This window comes from Polynucleobacter sp. UK-Gri1-W3 (assembly GCF_018881595.1).
GTDB lineage: Bacteria > Pseudomonadota > Gammaproteobacteria > Burkholderiales > Burkholderiaceae > Polynucleobacter.
The window spans coordinates 63,460-87,306 of record NZ_JACVQA010000009.1 but is presented as its reverse complement, the minus strand read 5'-3'; the positions used below and the strand labels follow the sequence as shown (position 1 = coordinate 87,306).

The following is a 23,847-nucleotide window of genomic DNA, read 5'->3' as shown; positions in this document are numbered from 1 at the left end:
TCTTGGCCAGTAATGAATCGTTTCATCTTCATGAACATCCGTTAATTAGTGATACTGAATTAACGTTTGAGGGTGCTTAGGTGTTTACAAAAACAGGGAGATTATTGGGGGTTTTTACACAGCCTCGGCCGAATTGAGACATTTAAGATTGCAACCTAGTGAGCTATCGGCGTCCAAATGAGCTTTAAAAGCAGCCACAGATCCCATTATAGAAAAGTCATACTCTCGCCGCCCCTCAGTCAGGGCGCCTCAGTAAGTGCAGCATTTATCTCTTCTGGGCTAATATCCAGTTTTTTAAGAATCAAAGGTAGTACTGCATGGATCGCCCTCATTCCTTCCAGCAATTCATTCATATAGATATCTGGATGGCTGCGCTGACTTTGAAATATCCACATATCCCGGTCACTAGTGTCATCCCTAATGTTCTCAGGATTCTCGGTTATTAGGTCATTCAATTCGGCTTCAAGCGGAAGGCCTAATTCATATGCCTTCGCCTTAACTTCACCAATTAAATTGCTGAAATCACTCATCGTGATGAACTGAAACTTTCCAAATAAAGGCGCGATTTCTTTATTCACATTGGCCTTTGCTGTAGCAAGCTCAAGCTGACGATGCAAGATCTCTTGCTTGGCTTCCAGATTTTGAAAGTTTGGATGATTTAATCCCAGGTTGGATACATACATTCCAATGAAATGATCAATGCAGGCGTAATTATCAAAAATTGATCTGATTAAATGAATGAGGGGCTGCTCTTCAAATGCATCTATCGTCGCATCAACCTTATCATTGCCCTCGCCATAGTGGTCATACATTTCCTCATATTCCCATTGCAAAATGAACTCTTGCGGAAAAGGTTTTGGAATGTTGACTCCAATGAGGGCTAAGATTCTCATTAGCTCGGCACAAACCGCTTCATCCTCAATCCCATAATCTAGTTCGGCCTCATTGTTATACATTTGGTAAGTGATCAATTTGGCCCATTTTTTAGCGTCGTCCACCGATCCGCAAGAGATTACAAAATCGGGATCAAGGTCTCCAGCCTGGGTTATATCGCGCAGTTTCTTTTCCATAACTGCCGACATTGACTCCCCATTCTTCCACTTGCTGATCTGGGCTTTGGAGACACCCATCTCTATAGCTAATTCTGTTTGATTGCATTTCAATATCTCTAAGGCAATTTGCACCAGCGTTTTTCCGTTTGACATATGGACCTTTTAAAAGTTACTTAATTATTATTAATGTTAAGTAACAATTTACACCTTCATTTGAAGTCATAAAAATTAGTTTTTGAATGCCTGCTATGTATAAGGTCCAAAGTTTTACGTAATTAGTGGGGCTATACAGGGGTTTTGATTGACAACGCCTATATTTCCAAGTAATTTATTAAAATGCAAAATAACTTGGAAATAATAGATCTTCCCGAAGATTCCATCCGGCAATATATTGACGCTAAAAGCGCATTTACCGCTTTAGAGCAGGCTAAATTACGGTCGGCAGAGTTTCGTGGCGGAATGGTTTGGAAAACCGTTAAAGGTAAGGAATATCTGGTGCGCACGACTACTAGGGGCGACCAAACCGGCCTTGGTGCCAAAAGCGCTGAAACAGAAGCCATCTACAACAAATTTACCGCCGGCAAAGCGCGCGCAGCAGAACTCTCGTCAGGGTTAAAGCAAGCCGCCGTAAAGCATCAGCGACTAAATCGTGCGCTCAGGGTGGGCAGAACACCCAACATCATTATTGATATCCTGGTTGGGTTGAGTGATGCTGGCATGTCTGACAAGTTCACCATTATTGGCACTAACGCACTATATGCCTATGAGACTGCCGCTGGGGTCCGCCTTAATGAGGCTCATCTGGCAACTCGGGATGTTGACTTGCTATGGGATAACCGTAAAAAATTAAGCTTGTTTACTCAAGAAAATACCCTTGCTGGCGGTATGCTGGGCTTTCTTCAGAGCATTGATTCAACCTTCACGCTGCGTGATGACCAGCTGTATACCGCTGTTAATAAAGATGGCTATGAGGTTGATATTTTGCGCCGCATGGGTCAGGGCAGTGATGCTGAGCCTGGTCGCTTTAGTGCTCTGGTTGATGATTTTTGGGTAGTAAAAGCGCGTAATGCAGATTGGTTACTCAGTGCACCCAAATTTAGTGAGGTTATCGTTGGCGTTAATGGCAAGATGGCCCGTATGAATACAGTTGATCCCCGTGCTTTTGCTTTATTTAAGCTGTGGATGGCTGATCAACCCGATAGAGATCCGGGCAAGCGCATCCGTGATGCTAGTCAGGCCCGTATTGTGGTTGATTTGATTAACAGTCATTTGCCGCAATATAGCTTTGAGGATATCAAGGTGTTTCCATCAGCCGTTGCCGATAAGATTGCAGTTGATGATATGGGTAACCGGAGAATTGTTAAGCCCCTGAAGTGAAGTTAAACGTTTAATTTGAATTAAGCAACGCATTAAAATTGAGGCATACTCATTCTGTAGGGCGTAAGTGCTGAACAAGACCCCTCATTGAAAATCCGTCAACAAAGTGTCAACCTAAGCTGATAAAAACGTGATCCAATGTGGTTTAATATTAACCAAGCCCAATGACTGTATAGGGGAGGCCTTACTGGCACAGCTGTTAAACTGCTTTGTAATCAGTAGGTGGTCTGTTCGAGTCGGACAAGGGGCACCAAATATCTTTATTTGAATTATTTGAAGGCAACGCTCAAATAGTTTTGGTGAAAACATCCTTTCTTCATCATTAAGCTTCCCAATGAAAAATAATGAGTTCTGGGTATTTTTTGATAGCATCGCTGCTCCTCAATTAGCTCATCGCGAAAAAACATTTCGAAAAATTTTTGAATATCTAGATTCAATTCATGGGCCATTAGTCATAGTTGAAACCGGATGCGCAAGACTCGCAAATAATTGGGCTGGCGATGGTCAAAGTACAGTGATGTTTGACAAATATATTACGACCCGCGATACCGAATCTGTTTGTTTTACGGTGGATATCAACCCGCAGTCGGTTTCAGCATGCAAAAATTTGGTAAGTAAAAGGGTATCTGTAAACCAGGATGATAGCGTTCATTATTTGACTGGGCTTAATAGGCACTTTACTGCTGAGAATAAGACTATTAATTTCCTTTATCTAGACTCTTTCGATTTAGATATGCAGTATTGGTTTCCTTCTGCTGCACATCATTTAAAAGAAATGCTGGCAATTTTCCCGTGTGTGGACGAGAAGACTTTGGTTGTAGTTGATGATTGCCCCCTAAACGTAAATTTTTTACCCGGTGAAAATCAGCAAGTATCATTTTTAACAAGTCCTGAAATTGGGGGTAAAGGTCGTTTAGTGGCTGAGTTTGCTAGTGCCGCAGAAGCTACTTTGTTATTTGCAGAATATCAAGCTGGGTGGGTGGGTTTTAATAAACAATAAGAATTGGCGAGGAATGGATTTAGGAACTCAAATTCTTGTTAAGAATGCTCTGCATCATCTTCAGCTCAGAGAATTTGATAAAGCTCAGAAATTACTGAATCAAGCCTTAGCCTCCTCTCCTGGTGAGGCTGATGTTTTCCGCTTAATGTCTGTAAATTCAGCGCTGCAATTTAATTTTGAGGATGCGCTGAAGCTTATTGATCAAGCAATCGAGCTGGATCCCAGTAATGGGATTTCGTATAGCAATCGTGGAAATATCCTCAAAGAGCTTAGTCGCTATGACGAGGCACTATATGCCCTGGATCTAGCTATCAAAATTGCACCCACTTATGCAGAGGCTTATAGCAATAAAGGTAATGCTCTCCAAGAGTTATATCGTTATGAAAATGCTCTTGAGTTGTACGACAATGCAGTTTCTTTAAACCCTCAATATGCAGAGGCTTATAGCAATAAAGGTAACGCTCTGCTTTTATTGGGCCGCCCCAAAGAAGCCATGCAATGCTTCGATCAAGCTACTGCGATTAATCCTAATTATGTTGATGCTTATTGGCATAAAGGGTTGCTTCAATTAATTTACGGCGACTATGAAAATGGTTGGCAAAATTATGAAGCACGTTGGTTTAAGTCGAATCCAATTCAGTTTCAATTTACTAATACTCCAAGGCTCGAAGGTCTCGATAGTATTGCGGGTAAAAAAATTCTTATTTGGTCCGAACAGGGTCTGGGCGATACCTTACAGTTTTGTCGCTATATAAAACCTCTATTTGAACTTGGTGCGCATGTGACATTTGGGGCGCCCGCTCCGCTTCTCAATGTATTGAGAGGGTTATCAAAATTCTGTAATCTGGTTGCTATTAATGACATCAAGGTTGATGGGTTTGATTTCCAGTCTCCCTTGTTGAGTCTGCCTTTGTTGTTTAAAACAGACCTAGACTCAATTCCCAATCAGATTCCTTATTTAGATGTTAATCAAGCGCAGAGGAGTGCCTATGAACAAGAGATCGTAAGTAAGCAAAACCTTCGCGTGGGACTAATTTGGAATGGTGGCTTTAGGGCAGAGCATCCAGAGTTATGGGCTATTAATAAACGACGAAATATTGAGCTCGATCAAATTGCAAAATTACAGGGTATTCCGGGAGTGGATTTTTATAGTCTTCAAAAAGGCGATCCCGCCGAATCAGAATTAGCCGCCAGAAAAGATCAAGTCTGGCCTGAGCTTATTAATTGCGTTCATTTACTCAATGACTTCTCAGATACTGCTGCGCTGATGGATTGCCTAGATCTGATTATTTCTGTAGATACCTCTTCAGCACATTTGGCTGGGGCACTCGGTAAGCCAGTATGGATTCTCAATCGCTACGATTCTTGTTGGCGATGGTTAAGAGGTAGAGAGGATAGCCCCTGGTATCCAACAGCAAAAATTTATCAACAAAAACAGCCGGGCAATTGGGATGAGGTCATTGTGCGTGTAAGGCTTGATTTAAATGACCTGGCACAAAAGAAGCGCGCAGCACTTTAAGTGTTGAGGTCAACTTTTTTGGTTTCTGGTAAATAAAAGAGAGCAGTTAATCCTGCGCTTGCCAAAAAAATAGTCGGATACCAAAGGCCGGCGGTGGCCGTTCCCCATTGTTGATTTAACCAAGTGACAATAAGGGGGAGTAGACCACCAATCCATCCAGCCGCTAAATTATGAGGAAGTGTTGCAGCGCTATTGCGTGAGTTTGCTGGAAACAATTCTGCTAAAAACGCCGTTTGTGGGCCGACTACTAATGCCAAAGCAAGAGATAGGCATGCAAGAATTGCACTAATGAGCAGAAGAGCCCCATTGCCACTTGTTTGTTGATAAGTATTGCCTAAATATTGAAGCGCATTAAATGCTGGAATCGTAATTGCGGCGCCAAAAATAAGACCACTAACGACAACAGCCTTGCGTCCCACCTTATCAGAGAGCCAACCCGCAAACACAGTGAGCGGCAATAGACAGAGAGTTGAATACAGGCTGAGTTGGTCGACGATTTCGGGTGGTAACTTGACGGATGTTTTTAAAAAGATTGCTGTGTAAACCTGTACACAAAAGAATAGAACAGCACCACCAGATGAAATACAAAAAAACAGTAAAAACATTCTTTTGCGCGTTTGTGGATCGCGAAAATTAGTTATTAATGGATTCTCGATCTTGTTACTGTTTTTGGAGAGCTCTAAAAATACCGGCGTTTCTTCTAAAGCCATTCGTGCTTTAAATGCGATTAACAACAGCACAATGGAAATCCAAAAAGGCACACGCCAACCCCAGGATTGAAATTCTTCTGACGATAGATAATTTCTGAGTAAGGCAATTTGCAGGGTCGAGAACAGAATGCCAAGCGGACCCATGAGTTGTAAGAAGCTCGTTTTAAATCCCCTATGCTCATTACCCGCATGCTCAGTGAGATAAACGGCACTCCCGCCGATCTCCCCGCCAGCAGATAGCCCCTGAAGAAGGCGTAAAGCTACCAAGAGGGTTGGCGCCCAAATTCCTGCTTGGGCATAGGTGGGCAAAAAGCCAACGCTAACAGTCGCAATCCCCATCAGGACAATGGTGATCATGAAGACTGGCTTACGGCCAATTCGATCGCCCATAGAGCCAAAAAGAGCAGCTCCAATAGGCCTAACCACCATTCCAACACCAAAGGTTGCCAAACTCGCTAAAAGGGCTGTATTGGGGTCGGTTGAGGGAAAGAATAGGGGGGCGAAAACTACTGCTAGGGTCGCAAAGGTTAAAAAGTCGTACCACTCCAAAAAGGTTCCAAAGCAGGCTGCAATGGCCACTTTTCGGTAGGTATGATTATTCTGGTTCGACATTAAGTGATTGATTATGCTAAGTTTATTTTATTTAAGGGATATATTTGTTGCAAAGCAGCAAAAACTTCTTGATTTGCCCTATTCCTTCAGTTACAGTTTCATGGTGCAGTGCAATATTTAAGGTATCTACAGTTTTCCATCTCTTAAATCGTGCGCTTAATTGACTAGTTGTACCACTTAATTTCTGGAGAAATACATGAACCAAGATCAAATCACCGCTAAATTGTCCCAAATTAACAGCAAAGGCCTCGAGGCTTCATTTTCTTTGAGCGAAGCTGCTTTGGAAAATGCTCAAAAATTGGCTGAGTTGAATTACGCAGCTTCTAAAGATGTATTGGTAAATGCCCAAGATGGTATTCAGCAAGTTTTGACAGCTAAAGATCCAAAGCAAGTTACTGAAATCTTTACTGCTGATTCTTTGCAAGCCGCTGGTAACCAAGCTGTTGCTTATCAAAAGAAAGTAAGCAAAGTATTGCGTGATGGCAATAAAGAGTTTTCAAACGTAGTTGATGCAAGCATCGACCAGTTGCAAGATGGCTTCCAGGATTGGCTCAATACCGTTACTGCTAATGCGCCTACAGGTTCTGATGCTTTCTTGTCATCATTCAAGACTGTATACGGTAGCGCATTGCAAGGTTTCGAACAGTTCCGCGCTGCTAGTAAGGAAGCTTTTGTGAATGCAGAAAAAACTGCTGATCAAGCGATCGAAACTGTACAAGGTCAAATTGCCCAAGTTAAAAAAGCTGCTACACCTGCATCACGTAGCCGTAAATCTGCTTAAGCTAGAAGACTTAGATTCAGTAGTCAGAATAAACAACCCCGCTTAGTGTGAACTAGGCGGGGTTTTTGTTTGTCTAAATTTTTTCAATATTTATTTAGGCTACTGGCTGCAATTATTCGAAGTCAGAAGAAGATTCAATCAAGGGTGTAGCCAGATTTTTACTGGGCTTAACGCCTAACTCACGTACTTTTTCAGCTGAACGAATGAGATTGCCCTTGCCGGTTTTTAGTTTGCTGAATGCATCGTGGTAGCTCGTTTGCGCTTGATCGAGACGTTGTCCAAGTTTCTCAAGATCATCTACAAAGCCAACAAACTTATCGTAAAGGTTGCCACATTGTTTTGCGATCTCTAGAGCATTTCTATTTTGATGATCCTGTCGCCATAGATGGGCAACTGTTCGCAGGGTAGCCATGAGGGTGCTTGGACATACCAACACAATATTTTTTGCTAGAGCTTCTTGATATAGATTGGGCGCAGTCTTTAAGGCAAGTAAGAACGCCGGCTCAATGGGTACAAACATCAAAACAAAGTCAACTGAACCCACTCCATAAAGCGAGCTATAGTTCTTTCCAGATAGGCCTTGGATGTGTTGACGTAAAGATTGAATATGTGCAGCCAACTCTTGCTCAGCAACTATAGGATCCGTGGTTTCAGCATGACGTGCATAAGCCGTTATAGATACTTTGCTATCAACAACCAGACTTCTACCTTCAGGTAACTTAATTACTACGTCGGGCTGCAGACGCGATCCATCAGTTTGGGTGTGGCTATCTTGAACAAGGTATTCCTCTCCCTTGCGCAGGCCTGAGGATTCCAAAATGGATTCCAACACTAGCTCACCCCAATTACCTTGAACCTTGGAGTCCCCCTTTAGGGCTTGGGTTAAGGAGCGCGTTTCATCTGACATACGAAGATTGAGATTGGCTAAGCGCTCGATTTCGCTTTTGAGGGCATGGCGTTCACGGGCTTCATTGCCATAGGAAGTGCTGACCTGCTCTTTAAATTCTGTCAGCTTAGTTTGCAATGGCTTTAGTAAGGCATCTAGGCTTGCCGTATTTTGTTCGGTAAAGCGCTTGGACTTATCTTCTAAGATTTCATTCGCCAGATTTTTGAACTGATTTATTAGTGCTTCTTTGGCCTCGTTGAGTGACTCAATTCTTCCCAGGCCCTGTTTGCGTTCTGAGTCTAATTCTGCTTCGAGGCGAATCGCATTTTGTAGTGCTTGGTCACGCTCGGCGCGCAAACTAAGCGCCAGAGCAAGTTCTGTTTGGGCTTGCTGCTCAACACGAGCAAGACTAGAGCGCAGATTTAGCGCATAAACCAAAAGGCCTGCACAAACTCCAAATGGTAGGCCAAATAGTAGAAGAGAACTTAAATCAAAAGTCACAGCGTCAAAGATCTTGGCGAAAAGTTTGCTTAAGCTTTAACGAGTTTTTGTAATTCGCCGGACTGAAACATTTCAGTCATGATGTCAGAGCCACCAATAAATTCACCATTAATGTAGAGCTGAGGAATCGTTGGCCAATTTGCAAACTCTTTGATACCTTGACGAATTCCAGCATCTTCCAAGACGTTTACTGTATGGAGGTTTTCAACACCGCTAGCGCGCAAGATGTTGATAGCGTTTCCAGAAAAGCCGCACTGTGGAAACTGTGCAGTTCCCTTCATGAACAAGACTACTGGATGGCTAGTAACGATTTCTTTAATTTGAGCTTGTGAGTCCATAGATTCTTTCTAGTAAGGCGGTCTTCTTGCGAGGACGGTTTGATAATAAGGTTTGATTGATTTTAAGACTTAATGTGAAAAAAGGTTATTTCGCCCTATTTTCTGCCCGAGGCGACACGGTAATGGCCGCCTAAATCCAAATGCGTTTGGATGTCATGAAAATCAGCTTGTTTCATTAGGGCTACAACCGCTTCTGACTGGTCAAAGCCATGCTCAACGGCAAGTAAGCCATTTGGATTCAGATGATGTTTGGCGCCTGAAACAATAATTTCTAAGCAGGTGAGTCCGCTGCCATGATCAGTCAGAGCAGAGACTGGTTCAAAGCGCAGGTCGCCCTGACTTAAATGGCTATCTTGGGAGGCGATATAAGGTGGATTGCTGAGAATGATGTCAAAAGACATACCCTTATCCAATGCTTCATACCAGCTTCCTTGCAAAAACTGTACCCGAGCGGCGATATTCAATAAGACAGCATTTTTTTGGGCAATTTCTAGGGCTTCGAATGATTGATCGGTGGCGGTCAGTTGTGCGCTGAGTGATTCGTGCGCAAGCGCTAAGGCGATGGCTCCAGACCCCGTTCCCAGATCCAGAATTTTCACGGAGCCATTTAAGCGATTGATTTCACCTAAACCAATCTCAACCAAGAGCTCGGTTTCTGGGCGCGGAATCAAAACGCCAGGGGCAACATATAGCTCAATATTATGAAAACCTCTTTTGCCTACTAGGTAGGCAATGGGCTCACCATTAAGTCTTCTAGCTTGAAGATGGTTCCAATCTGCCATTGCTTCTGCATCTAGCGACATCTCATCTCGAGAGAGTAGGGCTGAGCGAGGAAGTTGGTAATGCTTTTCTAGAATATGGGCCATGAGGATTTTTGCCTCAGCTGGCGTCAGGGCTGTATCTCTTAATAAAGAGCGCAGGCTTAAATCTTCACTCACAGTTGTAGTTATCTCGGTTAAGGCTTAGTTATCACCGAGAGCTGCAAGTAACTCTGCTTGATGCTCCGAGGCAAGCGCATTGCAAAGATCATCAATATCACCATCCATCATGGCATCGATTTTATAAAGCGTTAGGTTAATGCGATGGTCGGTGATGCGACCTTGGGGAAAGTTATAAGTGCGGATGCGATCACTACGATCACCAGAGCCAACTAAGGACTTGCGGGTCTGCGCTTCGAGCTGATGTTTCTCGCGTTCCCGGGCATCCATGATGCGAGAAACCAACACCTTCATTGCCTGTTCTCGATTGCGGTGTTGGCTACGATCATCTTGGCATTCAACCACTGTGCCGGTAGGTAAGTGTGTAATGCGCACTGCCGAGTCGGTCTTATTAATATGCTGACCGCCAGCGCCTGAGGCGCGGAAGGTATCGATACGTAATTCAGCAGGATTAATTTTGACCGCTTCGAGCTCATCTGCTTCTGGCATCACGGCTACAGTACAGGCGGAGGTATGAATGCGTCCTTGAGTTTCTGTTTGTGGAACTCGTTGCACACGATGACCACCGGATTCAAACTTGAGACGTGAGTAGACGGATTGACCTACTAAGCGCAGAACAACTTCTTTGTATCCACCTAAATCGGATTCAGCGGCGCTGACCATTTCCACTTTCCAACCTTGGCGCTCAGCAAAGCGGGTATACATTCGGAGAAGATCACCAGCGAAGAGTGCACTTTCATCACCACCAGTACCCGCACGAATTTCTAAGAAAACATTGCGGTCATCATTTTCATCTTTAGGAAGTAAAAGCTTTTGTAATGTGCTCTCAAGCTCTTCCATCGTAGCTAAGGCCTGCTTTTGCTCATCATCGGCAAAGTCCTTCATCTCCGGATCTTTGCGCATGTTTTCCGCCGCTTGGGCATCTGCCTCGGCCTGTTTATAGAGGCCAAACTGCTCAACAACGGTGGCAATGTCAGAATGTTCGCGCGTGAGCTTCCGGTAGGCATCCATATCTTTGGTTGCCTCTTCGGAGGTTAATAGGGAGTTAAGTTCGGCTAAGCGCGTGTCTAGGTGGTCTAGCTTAGCCCGCATGCTGGGCTTCATCTAATGGTCTTCTGGCTTGGAATGCGAGGCGAATAGTTTAGGCAGCAACTTAATCAGGGCGTCACGCTCAGCGCCATTCGAGTGTTGTAGTGCGTGGAGCGAGCCATGCAAAAATTTATTGGTTAAGCCTTGAGCCATAGCATTAAGAACTTCTTGTGGATCCTCGCCGCGCATCAAACGTTTCATTGCGCGCTCAAGTTCGAGTTGTCGCAATCGTTCACCTTGTTGCTGTATATCCTGAATAAGCGGGACTGCATTACGGCCTTGCATCCAATGCATAAAGTTACCAACGCGATCTTCGATGATTGCTTCAGCTTGGCTAACAGCTGCTTGACGCAAATTTACGCCAGTCTGAATCATGACTCCCAGATCATCTACCGTATAAAGATAAATATCATCTAATCGAGAGATTTCAGGTTCAAAGTCTCGTGGTACTGCTAAATCAATCATCACCATAGGCTTGTGGCGACGCTGTTTCAGTGCGCTCTCTACCATGCCAAGACCAATAATAGGCAAGGATGAGGCGGTGCTCGACACAATAATATCGAACTCGTGCAAACGTCCAGGCAGCTCTGAGAGCTTGAAGGATTCGGCCTCTACGTCTTGCTCTGAAATAGAATCTGCTAGCTCCTGGCCGCGCTCAATAGTACGGTTGGCAATAGCCACCTTCTTCGGTTTGCGGGCAACAAAATGGGTAGCGCATAAGGTGATCATTTCACCCGCGCCAATAAATAAAATCTTTTGATCGGAGATCTTTTCAAAGATGCGTTCAGAGAGACGAACAGATGCTGCTGCCATAGAAATCGAGTGCGCGCCAATTTCAGTAGAGCCGCGAACTTCTTTTGCTACCGCAAACGTTTTCTGAAAGAGTTGGTTGAGATAGGTTCCTAAAACACCAGCATCGTTTGCAGTGCGAACAGCATCTTTCATTTGACCCAAAATTTGAGTCTCGCCAATCACCATAGAATCTAAACCGCAAGCAACTCTGAACGCATGTCGAACCGCATCTGATTGTGGCAGCGAATAAATATGCGGCTCAAGACTGCTTGGAGCAAGTTGCTGGGTTTTAGCTAACCAATCAAAAGTAGCTTCATGTAAAAGCCCTGCGGCACTGGCATCATTTGCAGCACAGTAGACTTCAGTTCGGTTGCAGGTTGACAAAATAGTCGCCTCGGGCAGCCCAGCCTGATTCGCGCCAACCAAATGTTGGCGAAGATCGTGTAACGCTTCTTGAAGAAATTCAGGGTCAAAGGCGACTTTTTCCCGAACGGCTAGCGGCGCTGTGTGATGATTGATGCCAAGTGTCAACAACTTCATAATGGCGATTATAGATTTGATGGTAGCATTAATGGGGGTATCAATGGGGTTTTTAGCTTTTCTGGTGATTGGGGGTATCTCTGGGGCATCAGCCTGGATTTTTTACCCTGGCACTTCCTCTGGGCTTAGATCCGGAAGGATCCTCATTGCCTTCTTGCTTGGGTTTATTGCGGCAGCCACCAGCTCGTATTTAGGGCGGTACTGGGATCTTTTCCAGTCTGGGCAAATCCTGGAATGGGCTAGCGCTATTTTTGCTTCTTGTGCAGTGGGTTGCGTTTTTACTGCTTTAGCCAAATAAATCAGTTTGAGTGCTTGCGATCCACACAATGGGTGGGGAATTGTGCTCACTTAGGAGTTGATTGGCTTTGGTGAAGTGGCCACAGCTTCCTTTGCCTCCAGGCTCTAAAAAGGGCCTATCCGTCTTATAAACCCCCAAGCCAGATGGATGAGAGGACTGCAAAATATACTGAGAATTGCCGCCCTCAATTAGCGGCAATTTGGATTGGGCATGGCCTCCCCACAGCATCCAGACGAGATTAGGCTTTTGCTTTGATAGCGCACTAATAAGATGGTCTATAAAACTCTTCCACCCCAAATTGGCATGGCTACCTGCTTCACCCAATTTGACGCTTAAAGCCGAGTTGAGCAGAAGAACTCCTTGTTCAGCCCAGTGATGAAGATCCCCGTTTGGTAAGGATCCGAAACCTTCTAGCGCCAGTGCTTTACTGATATTACGTAGTGAGCTGGGAAATGCTCGTGAGTTCACTGCAATCTCGGCGGGTATCGAAAATGCTAATCCCTGTGCCAAACCGGCTGAATGATATGGATCTTGACCCAAGATCACTACCTTTACTGAATGGACTGGGCTCAGTTTTAGGGCTTTAAAAAAGTTTTGTGGCTCAGGCCTGACAGCACTTAGATCTAAATCTAAAACAGCCTGTAAATTTTTCTCTAAAGCTTGCCAATCTGATGACTCTAAATAACTCCCAAGTAATTCTTGCCAATCATTTGGAATATCGCCTTTTGAAAATAACGCTTTCAATTTTGGTCAAACATCTTTCTTGGGTAGTAATTCGTATTGAACCGGTATTGAGGCGGACTGAAGCGAGACCATGCGCTCATGCTCTAAATCATCACGATAGAAGGTAATGCGGGCATGGGAGTTTTCAGAAAGACTACCTAAGACCCTATCCCAGCGGGCACTCGTGACGCGCTGTCCATCAATACTGGACAGTAAGTCGTCACTTGCTAGGCCTGCCGCTTGCGCAATGCCGCCATCAAAAACGTGGGTCACCTTCAGCCACCCATTGGCATCGGTATGACGCATGCCAAATTGCAACTTTAATTTTTCTAGAGCCGACTGGGATTTGAGTTTTACGCAAATGAGATTTGAGCCTATCCATTTTTGCAGTGGAATATCTTCAACGCCAAAAATATATCGCGCCTTCATCTCATTCCAGATTTTTCCAAAGTCCTCGCCTAGCAATTCAAAAATCAACCCATCTAATCCATCTTCGGCAATACCCTCGCTACCATGCTTATGCCAAAGCAGGCGCATAAGGTCGTCAAGAGATTGTTTGTTTTTGGTAAATGCACGTATTTGTAAATCTAGGCCAAGTGCAAGTAGGGCGCCTTTGCCGTAATAGCTTACAACGGCATTTGGTGTGTTCTCATCAGCCTGGTAATACTTGGTCCATGCATCAAATGAGCTATCAGCCAAACTCTGCTTATGGCGGCCGGGGCCGCGCAAAATACCATTCCAATTGTCGGAAACTAACTTTAGATAAGTTTTGAGATCAATACGTTTACTACGTAATAACTGAAGGTCGTCGTAATAGCTGGTAAAGCCTTCAAATACCCATAGCAGGCGAGTGTGGTTACGCTTAGCGAGATCATAGGGTTGAAACGCTTTAGGTTGAATTCTTTTCACTAGCCATGCATGAAAATACTCATGACTACACAAACCCAGAAATTCTCTATAAGTAGATTCTTCAAACAGAATATTTTCTTGAGGAATCTGATCGCGACGACAGAGTAATGCAGTGCTATTACGATGCTCAAGACCGCCATAGCCATTTAATACTGCGTTGACCAAGAATACATATTCGCCAAAAGGCGCGCGTTTAGTTTTAGGCTCAAAGAGATCAATAGTGCTTGTACAGATGGCTTGTAAATCTTGCGCTAGACGCTTTGCATCAACAATGTGATTGCATCCTTGAATTGCCATGCGATGAGCAACACCATTCGATTTCCAGTGAACCAGTTGGAAATCGCCCATTGCTATCGGATGATCTAGCAGATCATCATAGTTTTCTGCCAGATAAAAACCAAACCCACGATCATCCGTTTTAACTGCTCTTAAGGTGGTTTGCACCGTCCAGTGATCAGCAAAGGCAAGCTCAGGAGGAGTGATGGCAAGTGAGCAAGGCAAGTACTCTTGGCTTTTAACGGCTAAGCATAAGCTAGAGGCGTTAAAGAATGCTCTTTCGGTATCTAAATATGCAGCGCGAACTGAAGAGTCAAAAGCATAAACAGTGGTGAGGATTTCTACCGAGCCATTCAGTGGTGGTAGAAGCCAGTGGTCATTGTCGATACGCTCGAGAGCAATTTTTTTCCTAGTGCCTGTAACTGAATACGCTTCGATTAACTCGATTTGTTTGCTGAAATCACGAATTAAATAACTGCCCGGAATCCAAGCTGGCATTTGCAATACTTGCCCATTTGGATCTGGATTGGCAATGTGTAATTTGACACGAAAGCGATGACCATACAGATCTGCCGGCCAGATCGTATATTGGATTGCAGGTAAGTCGGCATGGTTCATGATGATTATTTCAGCGAGTTAAATTTCTTTTCGATATCGGTGATTTGTACTGCACCAGGGAAGCGGCTACCATCTGTAAAGAATAGCGTCGGCGTACCTGTGATGCCATAGGTCTTGGCAAAAGCCATATTCTTATCTAGCGGTGTAGTGCACTCACCCTTGCCACTAGGAGCTATGCCGTTAATCATCCAATCAATATATGCCTTGTATGGATCAGAAGAGCACCAAATCTGTTTTGATTTTTGCATGGAGTCGGGCGACAGGATTGGAATTAAATAGGTATAGATCGTCACGTTATCGAGTTGTTGCAGGGACTTTTCTAGGCGTTTGCAGTAGCCGCAGTTGGGGTCAGAGAAAATGGCTAGCTGTCGACTGCCATTACCGCGTACATTTTTAATAGCGTTGGCAGGGTTTAAGTCACTCCATTTAATCCGATTTAAATCAGTTTGTCTTTGCTCGGTAAGATTTTTACCCGAAGCAAGCTCAATGATTTCGCCCTGTATAAGGTATTTTCCAGAGGCATCAGTGTAGAAAATATCATTACCAACCAACACTTCATATAAACCAGAAACTGGTGCTGGTGAAACACTTTTTACTTTAGCGTTTGCTCCCAACTTCTTTTGAATCTCGGTTTTTATTTGTTGCTCTGGTTGCGCGTGAAGTGAGCCGGTAAAAAGTAGCGTTGCGCTAATAAAGGTGATCGCAGCTAAGAATTTATTCAAAATCAATTTCTCCCAAAGCGCGTTCAATTAAGCGCTGTTTTATAAAGTGACTCTTATTCACAAGACCTAGGCCCCAGTTGCGGAGTTGGCGTTCAGTGCTGCTACTTGCAGAAAATAATTTCTTGAGGTTATCGGTTACCCATAAAAGTGCGCTGGTATCGCCTTGGCGTTGACGTTCATAACGACGCAATAGCACGATGTCGCTTGGTGATCGAAAGGATTCCCGTTTACCTAAAATATTCAGTAAAACAGCAACATCACGTAAACCTAAATTGAGGCCTTGCCCAGCTAATGGGTGCATGACATGGGCGGCATCGCCGATCAACACTACCTTTGGCGAGGCTTCTGGGCCAATAAATCGTTTGGCACGAATTTTTCTCAAAGGATAGGCGGCGGGAATTGAGTTGAGGGTCAGTTCACCTAACTGCTTAATAATTGCGCCGTTAGCAATGGATGCAAATTGATCCAACCATTGCGCTTGATCGAGTTTTAATAAATCACTGGCATTTTCTGGTGAGGTTGACCAGACCATGGAAACTTGTTTTCCAGGTAAGGGCAGCATGGCAACAATATCGCCACCCGGTAAGAACCACTGAAAAGCAGTTTCTAAATGAGGGTAGGTGCAAAGCCAATTAACAACTACTGCACTTTGTGAATAACTTTCTTCACTTGCACTCATACCTAGTTCATTACGAATGGGTGAGTTAGCACCATCGGCTGCAATAACAAGTTGTGCACGAATGCTGCCACCATTTTTTAAATTCAGAGTGCTCCCATTGGCATCTACATGAATTTTTTCAACAGTATCATTAACACGCTCTAATTTATTTTGAAAACGCGAAGCTTGATCAATGGTGTGTTCAATTAAGTTGGCTTCTCCAATCCAAGCAAGTTGCGGCGTGCCTGCTTCAAATGCAGAAAGATGGAGGGTGTCATTCTTTTCACCCCTATCACCATAGATTCGCATATCTCTTACTGGTTGTAAGCGATCATGATCAAGTGCATCCCAAATTTGTAAATGGGCCAATAATTTTTGAGTGCTTGGGGAAAAAGCGTAAATTCTTTGACCCCATTGAGTGCCTTGCGGATTTGGGACGTTTTGTCCTAAATCGGGAGCAATCTCGATGGTATTGAGGCCAAGCTGGGCTAGGCCTAGGGCGCAAGCCTTTCCTACAATGCCTCCGCCAACCACCACAACATCTACGGTGCGGTTTTGAGAGCTAGGAATCGAGGATTTTGAGAGGTGATTTTGTTGAATTTCTGACATAACTCGATGATATCGAAACCAGCCCCTTTACAATACGACTATGTCTTTGAAATGTGGCATCGTCGGCCTGCCTAACGTCGGCAAATCTACCCTCTTTAATGCGCTTACCAAGGCTGGAATCGCAGCGGAAAACTACCCTTTCTGCACGATTGAGCCTAATGTAGGCGTTGTTGAGGTCCCTGACCCCCGTCTAGCCGCTTTGGCTGAGATCGTGAAGCCTGAGCGCATTCTGCCGGCAGCTGTCGAATTTGTCGATATTGCTGGTTTGGTGGCAGGCGCCTCAAAAGGTGAAGGTCTTGGCAATCAGTTTTTAGCGAATATTCGTGAAACTGATGCTATTACCCATGTCGTACGGTGTTTTGAGGATCCCAACGTTATCCACGTTGCTGGAAAAATTGATCCTATTGCTGATATTGGTGTGATTGATACCGAATTGGCTTTATCGGACTTGGCAACGGTCGAGAAAACCTTGAATCGCTCAAGTAAGGCTGCTAAGTCTGGAAATGATAAAGAGGCTGCAGCTTTAGTTGCTGTTCTCACTAAAGTTCAAGCCCATCTGGATTCTGCTTTACCAGTGCGCAGTTTGAATCTGAGTGATGACGAAAAGTTACTAATTAAACCCTTGTGTCTGATTACCGCTAAACCTGCTATGTACGTTGCAAACGTAAAAGAAGATGGATTCTCAAATAATCCGCATCTTGAGGCAGTTAAGCAGCATGCTGCAAAAGAAAACGCTCCGGTTGTAGCTGTATGCGCTGCAATTGAGGCAGAAATCGCTGACTTGGAAGAGGCTGACAAGATTGAGTTCTTGGCGGACTTAGGCATGGAAGAGCCAGGTTTGGATCGCGTGATTCGTGCGGGTTACTCATTACTCGGTTTACAAACGTATTTCACAGCAGGCGTTAAAGAAGTTCGCGCATGGACTATTCATGTGGGTGATACAGCGCCGCAAGCAGCTGGTGTTATTCATACTGACTTTGAGCGTGGATTTATTCGTGCCCAGACTATCGCTTATGATGATTTTGTGCAGTTCAAAGGCGAGACAGGTGCCAAGGAGGCTGGAAAAATGCGTGCCGAGGGTAAGGAGTATGTTGTAAAAGACGGCGATGTATTGAACTTCTTATTTAACGTCTAAATTATCTTCATCTTTGCCAAATAAAAAAGCCCTTTTCAGGGCTTTTTGTCTATGCAGCACGTAGGTTGAATATTCTTAAGCGGCTTTTGCTGCTTTCTCTAAGCATTTAGAAATTTCTTCATAGCGCTTGAGTGCCATCTTGGTAGGAAGCACTTCTTTTTTGCGACCATCGGCATTCGCTGCCATTTTGATATAGCCCAAGGCGCTGAGATTTTTGAGGCGTCCGTGCAGAGTAGCTTGTGAACCTAGGTCGGAAATCGAAATCAGATCACCAACCAATATTGCCTGCTTTGCATGGGCGCAAGAAACAATCTTATCGAGTAGGCTCTCTTCAGTGCCATCGAGCTTTTTCCCTGGGTTAATGCGATCAATAGCATCAATTAAGTTTAGAAACTTAATGTAGGAGGGAGTTTTTTGTATGGACATGTTGAATATTTAATAAAAGTTTTATAGCCTTAGAGCTAGCATCATTTTATTCCTTGTATCTAACTTTAGCAATTGACGCCAATCAATTAAAAATAACCCATACTATTTGCAATGTTTAAGTTATTTAAAATTTCTTCAGAATGGTTTGTTGAAGTCGCCATTAGTGCGATGGCGTACACATTACTTTTTTATTTGAATGGCTGGCTTACCAATAGCATTACTTTTGGTCTTGGGGTAAGCTGGATTTATTTACCGGCTGGTCTGCGCTTATTTCTTACTTTGATTTTTGGATTGCCGGGAGCCGTCGGTATTGCTTTGGCTTCTTTCTTAATTAGTTACTACGGCGATTTTCCGCACGATTTAACTTTATGTATTGGTGTCGGGCTTATTTCTGGATTTGCCCCTTACTTAGCTAGATATTTTGTCTTCAGCAATATTCATCTTGAGTCAGATTTAAGTAATTTGAATTTCTCAAAACTCATTGCTTGTATTTTGACTTTTTCATTGCTTTCAGCAGGCCTCCACCAGTGGTGGTTCTCCATCATGACATTGGAGGATACGGGCAGCTTAAATCACTTTGTAGTGATGTTTATAGGTGATGTGCTGGGTTCACTGCTGCTAATCTCTTTGATCAAATGCTGCCTAGATCTATTGCGAAAGACTAGGAAAACAGCTCACTAAGGGCTGCCCCTGGATCTGTGGCGCGCATAAATGCCTCCCCAACCAAGAATGCATTGATCTGATTATTACGCATGAGCTCTACGTCAAGGCGATTCAAGATGCCAGACTCAGTCACCAAAATTTTATTATCTGGAACCATGGATAGTAATGATAGGGTGGTTTGCAGCGTAACCTCAAAGGTTTTGAGGTTACGGTTGTTAATTCCAAGTAATGGTGTCTTGAGCTCTAATGCTTGTTCTAATTCTGGGGCATTGTGAACCTCAACTAAAACATCTAGGCCTAATTCATGGGCACAAGCTTCGAGCTCTTTCATTTGATTTAGCTCCAAGCAAGCTACGATTAGCAAGATTGCATCAGCACCAATTGCACGAGCTTCATAAACTTGATATGGGTCTATGGTGAAGTCTTTGCGCAGAACGGGAATGTGACATGCCGTACGCGCCTCTTGCAAGTAGAGATTACTGCCCTGAAAATAATCTTTATCAGTGAGTACTGACAAACAAGCGGCGCCATGCTTTTCATAGGATTGAGCAATAGCTGCCGGTAAGAAGTTTTCACGCAAAACGCCTTTACTTGGACTGGCTTTTTTAATTTCAGTGATAACTCCGGCTTTACCAGCAGAGATTTTGTTCTCAATAGCTTGAATAAAGCCTCTTGGCTTGAGCAGGGGATCTTGATTGTTGGCCTCAGCTTGCTCGCGCTGATTAGCAAGCGATATTTTCTGCAGGCAGTTAGCTACTTCAATCTTTTTGGTAGCAACAATTTTGTCGAGGATATCGCTCATGAATAATGAATTATTTGGATTGTGTTACTGCAACAAAGGCGTCTAATTTTTGACGTGCCGCACCAGAGGTAATAGCCGCTTTAGCTAAAGCAACGCCACTGGCAATATCTTTAGCTACACCAGCCACATAAAGTGTTGCTCCAGCATTGAGGCAAACGATATCGCTAGCTGGACCTGGTTTGCCATCAAGGACATCCAGAACTATTTTCTTGGACTCATCAGCATTGTCAACTTTGAAGCTATTGGTAGAGGCGATATTTAATCCAAAATCTTTTGGATGAATTTCATATTCACGAACCACGCCGTCTTTGAGTTCGCCTACTAAGGTTGGACCCTCTAAGGAAATTTCATCTAGGCCATCGCGTCCATAAACCACCAGTGCGTGCTCCATTCCTAGGGCTTGTAATACACGTGCCTGAATACCAACGAGATCGGCATGAAAGACACCCATTAATATCCGCTTGGCATCAGCAGGGTTGGTCAGGGGGCCTAGGATATTAAAAATGGTGCGTACGCCAAGTTGTTTACGAATTGGCACGACGTTCTTCATTGCTGGATGGTGATTGGGGGCAAACATAAAGCCAGCACCCACTGTAGAGATGCATTGCCCGACTTGATCGGCAGATAAGGCCAGATTAACGCCAAGCGCCTCTAATACGTCTGCACTGCCTGATTTACTACTCACGCTGCGGTTACCATGCTTAGCAATTTTTGCACCCGCTCCTGCTGCCACGAACATCGCTGCTGTGGAGATATTAAAAGTATGTGCACCATCACCACCAGTACCCACTACATCGACTAAATGACTGCGGTCATCAACCTTCACGGAGGTAGCAAACTCACGCATCACTTGTGCGGCTGCAGCGATTTCACCAACAGTTTCTTTTTTAGTACGTAAGGCAACTAGTAATCCAGCAACAAGTTCTGGTGACATTTCACCGCTCATGATGAGGCGCATCATTGCTGTCATCTCATCATGAAAGAGTTCACGATGTTCAATGCAGCGTTGTAAGGCTTCTTGCGGTGTTATTGGCATAGCGCTGTTAATAAACTTTATTTATTTTGCAAAAAATTCTTGAGTAGGGCGTGGCCGTGCTCGGAAAGGATGGATTCTGGATGAAACTGCACACCTTCAACTGCAAGATCTTTATGACGAACGCCCATGATCTCGCCGTCAGATGAAGTTGCGGTTACCTCTAGCATTGCAGGCAAAGAGCTTTTCTCAATAGCTAGCGAGTGGTAGCGGGTCACTTTAAACGGGTCGGGCAAATTTTTAAACACGCCCATTCCGGTGTGGTGGATGCTATCCGTTTTGCCGTGCATTACCTTTTGGGCGCGAATCACTTTGCCACCAAATGCTTCGCCAATAGCTTGGTGACCCAAGCAGACTCCTAGGATCGGAATCTGACCGGCATAACGCTTGATTGTTTCGACGGAGATACCCGCCTCAGATGGACTGCATGGACCAGGTGAGATGCAAATACGCGCGGGATTCAGTTTGGCAATTTCTTCCACGGCAATTTCATCGTTACGAAAGACTTTTACCTCTTCACCGAGTTCTGCAAAGTACTGAACTAGGTTGTAAGTAAATGAATCGTAGTTATCAATCATTAGGAGCATCGAGTCCCCCTTGTACTAAATCTGCTGCAGTTAACACTGCGCGTGCCTTGGCTTCAGTTTCTTTCCATTCGGCGGTTGGGTCTGAGTCAGCTACAACGCCAGCTCCAGCCTGCGAGTGCAGCATGCCGTCACGAATAACGCCCGTGCGAATAGCGATTGCCACATCCATATCACCTGAGAAGGACAAATAACCCACTGCGCCGCCATATACGCCGCGCTTCACAATTTCCATTTCATCAATGATTTCCATTGCCCGAATTTTTGGGGCGCCTGATAAGGTACCCGCAGGGAAGGTGGCGCGTAAGACATCCATATTGCTCATATTGTCTAAAAGATCGCCCTCTACAGAGCTCACAATGTGCTGAACATGGGAGTATTTCTCGATCGACATGGAATCTGTTACTTTGACTGAGCCAGTTTTAGCAATGCGACCCACATCATTACGTGCTAAATCAATCAGCATGACGTGCTCAGCGATTTCCTTGGGATCAGCCAAGAGTTCCTTGGCTAAGCGCTCATCTTCCTCTGGATTGGCTCCGCGAGGGCGGGTGCCTGCTAGTGGGCGTATGGTGACAATTTTCTCAGCGCCCCGTTTTTCTTGGCGGACCAAAATCTCTGGGGATGAGCCAACAATTTGCATATCGCCAAAATCATAGAAATACATATAAGGCGATGGATTCAGTGAGCGCAGAGCTCTGTACAGAGCTAACGGTGAATCTGTAAATGGCTTACTAATGCGTTGACCGATTACCACCTGCATGCAATCACCAGCCAAAATGTATTCTTTGGTTTTAAGTACTGCTTTTTCAAAATCTTCAGCTTTGAATTTACGGATGAGATCAGTTTTGATGCTTGGTAAAGATGCCGGCATATTTGCTGGCTTACCAAGGCATGCAAGTAATTCTTTTAGGCGGGCCTGTGATTTTTCAAAGCTATCTGTAACGCTTGGGTCCGCATAAACAATGAAGTAAATTTTTCCAGCTACGTTATCAATCACAGCTAACTCTTCAGTCAGCATGAGTTGAATATCAGGCACACCTAATTCATCCAGTAAGTGATGCTTAGCTAAACGGTGCTCAATATAACGAACCGTGTCATAGCCAAAGTAACCGGCAAGACCACCACAAAAGCGTGGCATATCAGGCTGTAGTGCTACCTTAAAGCGTTTAAAGTAAGCATCAACAAAGTCGAGTGGATTATCAGTATTGGTCTCGATAACTTGTCCATTGGTTACCACTTCGTTAAATGGTGCAGAAGGGGTTCCAACAGTTCTTACGATTGTCTTGGCAGGCAGACCAATAAAGGAGAAGCGGCCGAAACGCTCACCACCCAATACGGACTCAAGCAAATAAGTATTTGTCTTGCCGAGCGCTTGAGTGAGTTTGACGTAGAGGGATAGCGGGGTCTCTAGATCCGCTAAAACTTCTTTAATTAGAGGGATGCGATTGAAGCCCTGCTTTGCTAGAGCGTTAAATTCTTCGCGATGCATTACGCTTTCCCTGACTTACCTAATTCAGTGCGCATTGCTTCAATTACTTGTGCGTAATTCTCTTTTGCATAAATTGCTGAACCTGCGACAAAAGTATCAGCGCCTGCTCGTGCTACTTCCGCAATATTGTCTACTTTAATTCCGCCATCCACTTCAAGACGAATGTGCCGACCGGTTTCTGCTTGATAGCGATCGAGACGTGCGCGCACTTGAGCAATCTTATTGAGAGTGCTCGGAATAAATGATTGACCACCAAAGCCTGGATTCACAGACATCAGTAATACAAGATCGATTAATTCCAAAGTGTGATCGAGATGATCTAGCGGCGTAGCTGGATTGAATACTAGGCCCGCTTGACATCCTTGATCGCGAATCAAGTTCAGCGTGCGATTGACGTGTGGACTTGCTTCAGGATGAAAGCTAATTAAATTTGCACCGGCTTTAGCAAAGTCAGGAAGGATACGATCCACTGGCTCGATCATGAGATGCACATCAATCACTGCTGGCTTGCCATCTTTGTTTGCATAGGGGCGAATAGCCTCACAAACTAAGGGGCCAATAGTGAGATTCGGTACGTAGTGGTTATCCATCACATCAAAGTGAATCCAGTCCGCGCCTGCCACTAAAACGTCCTGTACTTCCTTGCCTAGGCAGGCGAAGTCAGCCGACAAAATAGACGGTGCAATGACAAATTGACTGTTTGAGGATGATTTTTGGCTTTCCATCCCTAGATTCTAGCTTGCAGTTGGATTCAGGATGAAGCA

General features: G+C 44.4%; 24 protein-coding genes and 1 tRNA gene. 8 read left to right on the top strand and 17 right to left on the bottom strand.

Annotated elements, in window-relative coordinates:
- Positions 1 to 239: 239 nt before the first annotated feature.
- A complete protein-coding gene (locus ICN36_RS10865; RefSeq protein ID WP_216228376.1) occupies positions 240 to 1,205 on the bottom strand; it encodes a helix-turn-helix transcriptional regulator in 966 nt (321 codons plus the stop codon).
- A gap of 183 nt (positions 1,206 to 1,388) precedes the next feature.
- Here ICN36_RS10865 and ICN36_RS10860 point away from each other — a divergent pair, with 183 nt between their 5' ends.
- The 4 genes from ICN36_RS10860 to ICN36_RS10845 all read left to right on the top strand — a co-directional run bounded on the left by ICN36_RS10860 (position 1,389) and on the right by ICN36_RS10845 (position 4,948).
- Entirely contained in the window at positions 1,389 to 2,429 is a 1,041-nt protein-coding gene (locus ICN36_RS10860) for a nucleotidyltransferase domain-containing protein (RefSeq protein ID WP_216228375.1), read from the top strand.
- A gap of 181 nt (positions 2,430 to 2,610) precedes the next feature.
- Positions 2,611 to 2,682, top strand: a tRNA-Ser gene (locus tag ICN36_RS10855).
- A gap of 81 nt (positions 2,683 to 2,763) precedes the next feature.
- Positions 2,764 to 3,429 (top strand): hypothetical protein, encoded by a 666-nt coding sequence (locus ICN36_RS10850; RefSeq protein ID WP_216228374.1) that lies wholly within the window; start codon positions 2,764 to 2,766, stop codon positions 3,427 to 3,429.
- Positions 3,430 to 3,442: 13 nt separating this feature from the next.
- A complete protein-coding gene (locus ICN36_RS10845) occupies positions 3,443 to 4,948 on the top strand; it encodes a tetratricopeptide repeat protein (RefSeq protein ID WP_216228373.1) in 1,506 nt (501 codons plus the stop codon).
- On the opposite strand, the gene ICN36_RS10840 is transcribed toward ICN36_RS10845, so the two are convergent.
- Positions 4,945 to 6,270: an MFS transporter gene (locus ICN36_RS10840; RefSeq protein ID WP_216228372.1), complete on the bottom strand. Its 1,326-nt coding sequence runs from the start codon at positions 6,268 to 6,270 to the stop codon at positions 4,945 to 4,947. The two genes, ICN36_RS10845 and ICN36_RS10840, sit on opposite strands and share 4 nt — an antisense overlap.
- 196 nt (positions 6,271 to 6,466) lie before the next feature.
- Here ICN36_RS10840 and ICN36_RS10835 point away from each other — a divergent pair, with 196 nt between their 5' ends.
- Entirely contained in the window at positions 6,467 to 7,051 is a 585-nt protein-coding gene (locus ICN36_RS10835) for a phasin family protein (protein WP_216228371.1), read from the top strand.
- Between the two features lie 112 nt (positions 7,052 to 7,163).
- Here the strand turns inward: ICN36_RS10835 and rmuC are convergent, their stop codons facing one another.
- The 5 genes from rmuC to hemA all read right to left on the bottom strand — a co-directional run bounded on the left by rmuC (position 7,164) and on the right by hemA (position 12,135).
- Positions 7,164 to 8,438 (bottom strand): DNA recombination protein RmuC, encoded by a 1,275-nt coding sequence (gene rmuC / locus ICN36_RS10830; RefSeq protein ID WP_216228370.1) that lies wholly within the window; start codon positions 8,436 to 8,438, stop codon positions 7,164 to 7,166.
- A 29-nt stretch (positions 8,439 to 8,467) separates the two neighbouring features.
- A complete protein-coding gene (grxD, locus tag ICN36_RS10825; RefSeq protein ID WP_072583421.1) occupies positions 8,468 to 8,776 on the bottom strand; it encodes a Grx4 family monothiol glutaredoxin in 309 nt (102 codons plus the stop codon).
- Between the two features lie 95 nt (positions 8,777 to 8,871).
- Positions 8,872 to 9,714 carry a peptide chain release factor N(5)-glutamine methyltransferase gene (gene prmC / locus ICN36_RS10820; protein WP_216228369.1) on the bottom strand — a complete coding sequence of 281 codons (843 nt, stop codon included), beginning with the start codon at positions 9,712 to 9,714 and terminating at the stop codon, positions 8,872 to 8,874.
- A gap of 24 nt (positions 9,715 to 9,738) precedes the next feature.
- On the bottom strand, positions 9,739 to 10,818 hold the full coding sequence (prfA, locus tag ICN36_RS10815) for a peptide chain release factor 1 (RefSeq protein ID WP_216228368.1): 1,080 nt from the start codon (positions 10,816 to 10,818) through the stop codon (positions 9,739 to 9,741).
- Positions 10,819 to 12,135, bottom strand: coding sequence for a glutamyl-tRNA reductase (hemA, locus tag ICN36_RS10810; RefSeq protein ID WP_216228367.1), 1,317 nt, complete (start codon positions 12,133 to 12,135; stop codon positions 10,819 to 10,821).
- Position 12,136: 1 nt separating this feature from the next.
- Here hemA and ICN36_RS10805 point away from each other — a divergent pair, with 1 nt between their 5' ends.
- Positions 12,137 to 12,433 (top strand): hypothetical protein, encoded by a 297-nt coding sequence (locus ICN36_RS10805; protein WP_255531309.1) that lies wholly within the window; start codon positions 12,137 to 12,139, stop codon positions 12,431 to 12,433.
- Here ICN36_RS10805 and ICN36_RS10800 read toward each other — a convergent pair.
- From ICN36_RS10800 to ICN36_RS10785, 4 genes are read right to left on the bottom strand one after another with little or no spacing between them, the layout of a single operon-like run.
- Positions 12,422 to 13,177: a uracil-DNA glycosylase gene (locus ICN36_RS10800; protein ID WP_216228366.1), complete on the bottom strand. Its 756-nt coding sequence runs from the start codon at positions 13,175 to 13,177 to the stop codon at positions 12,422 to 12,424. The genes ICN36_RS10805 and ICN36_RS10800 overlap by 12 nt on opposite strands.
- Before the next feature lie 6 nt (positions 13,178 to 13,183).
- Positions 13,184 to 14,959 (bottom strand): M61 family metallopeptidase, encoded by a 1,776-nt coding sequence (locus ICN36_RS10795; protein ID WP_216228365.1) that lies wholly within the window; start codon positions 14,957 to 14,959, stop codon positions 13,184 to 13,186.
- 5 nt (positions 14,960 to 14,964) lie between these two features.
- Complete coding sequence (locus ICN36_RS10790; protein WP_216228364.1) at positions 14,965 to 15,681, bottom strand: DsbC family protein; 717 nt, start codon at positions 15,679 to 15,681, stop codon at positions 14,965 to 14,967.
- On the bottom strand, positions 15,674 to 16,948 hold the full coding sequence (locus ICN36_RS10785) for an FAD-dependent monooxygenase (RefSeq protein WP_216228363.1): 1,275 nt from the start codon (positions 16,946 to 16,948) through the stop codon (positions 15,674 to 15,676). Before ICN36_RS10785 ends, ICN36_RS10790 begins: the two co-directional genes overlap by 8 nt.
- Before the next feature lie 40 nt (positions 16,949 to 16,988).
- Between ICN36_RS10785 and ychF the strand changes: the two genes are divergently transcribed.
- Positions 16,989 to 18,083: a redox-regulated ATPase YchF gene (gene ychF, locus ICN36_RS10780; protein WP_216152275.1), complete on the top strand. Its 1,095-nt coding sequence runs from the start codon at positions 16,989 to 16,991 to the stop codon at positions 18,081 to 18,083.
- 75 nt (positions 18,084 to 18,158) lie between these two features.
- Here the strand turns inward: ychF and ICN36_RS10775 are convergent, their stop codons facing one another.
- A complete protein-coding gene (locus tag ICN36_RS10775) occupies positions 18,159 to 18,509 on the bottom strand; it encodes a hypothetical protein (protein WP_216228362.1) in 351 nt (116 codons plus the stop codon).
- Positions 18,510 to 18,620: 111 nt separating this feature from the next.
- Between ICN36_RS10775 and ICN36_RS10770 the strand changes: the two genes are divergently transcribed.
- Positions 18,621 to 19,190: a hypothetical protein gene (locus ICN36_RS10770; RefSeq protein ID WP_216228361.1), complete on the top strand. Its 570-nt coding sequence runs from the start codon at positions 18,621 to 18,623 to the stop codon at positions 19,188 to 19,190.
- Here the strand turns inward: ICN36_RS10770 and trpC are convergent.
- The 5 genes from trpC to rpe are packed head-to-tail and all read right to left on the bottom strand — an operon-like array spanning position 19,171 to position 23,808.
- Positions 19,171 to 19,974, bottom strand: a complete 804-nt coding sequence (gene trpC, locus ICN36_RS10765; RefSeq protein WP_216228360.1) for an indole-3-glycerol phosphate synthase TrpC — start codon at positions 19,972 to 19,974, stop codon at positions 19,171 to 19,173. The two genes, ICN36_RS10770 and trpC, sit on opposite strands and share 20 nt — an antisense overlap.
- A gap of 10 nt (positions 19,975 to 19,984) precedes the next feature.
- Entirely contained in the window at positions 19,985 to 21,010 is a 1,026-nt protein-coding gene (gene trpD / locus ICN36_RS10760; RefSeq protein ID WP_216228359.1) for an anthranilate phosphoribosyltransferase, read from the bottom strand.
- A gap of 17 nt (positions 21,011 to 21,027) precedes the next feature.
- Positions 21,028 to 21,594, bottom strand: a complete 567-nt coding sequence (locus ICN36_RS10755) for an aminodeoxychorismate/anthranilate synthase component II (protein ID WP_216152270.1) — start codon at positions 21,592 to 21,594, stop codon at positions 21,028 to 21,030.
- A complete protein-coding gene (gene trpE / locus ICN36_RS10750) occupies positions 21,578 to 23,083 on the bottom strand; it encodes an anthranilate synthase component I (protein WP_216228358.1) in 1,506 nt (501 codons plus the stop codon). The genes ICN36_RS10755 and trpE overlap by 17 nt, the downstream gene beginning before the upstream one ends.
- On the bottom strand, positions 23,083 to 23,808 hold the full coding sequence (gene rpe / locus ICN36_RS10745) for a ribulose-phosphate 3-epimerase (RefSeq protein ID WP_216228357.1): 726 nt from the start codon (positions 23,806 to 23,808) through the stop codon (positions 23,083 to 23,085). The genes trpE and rpe overlap by 1 nt, the downstream gene beginning before the upstream one ends.
- Positions 23,809 to 23,847: the final 39 nt, after the last annotated feature.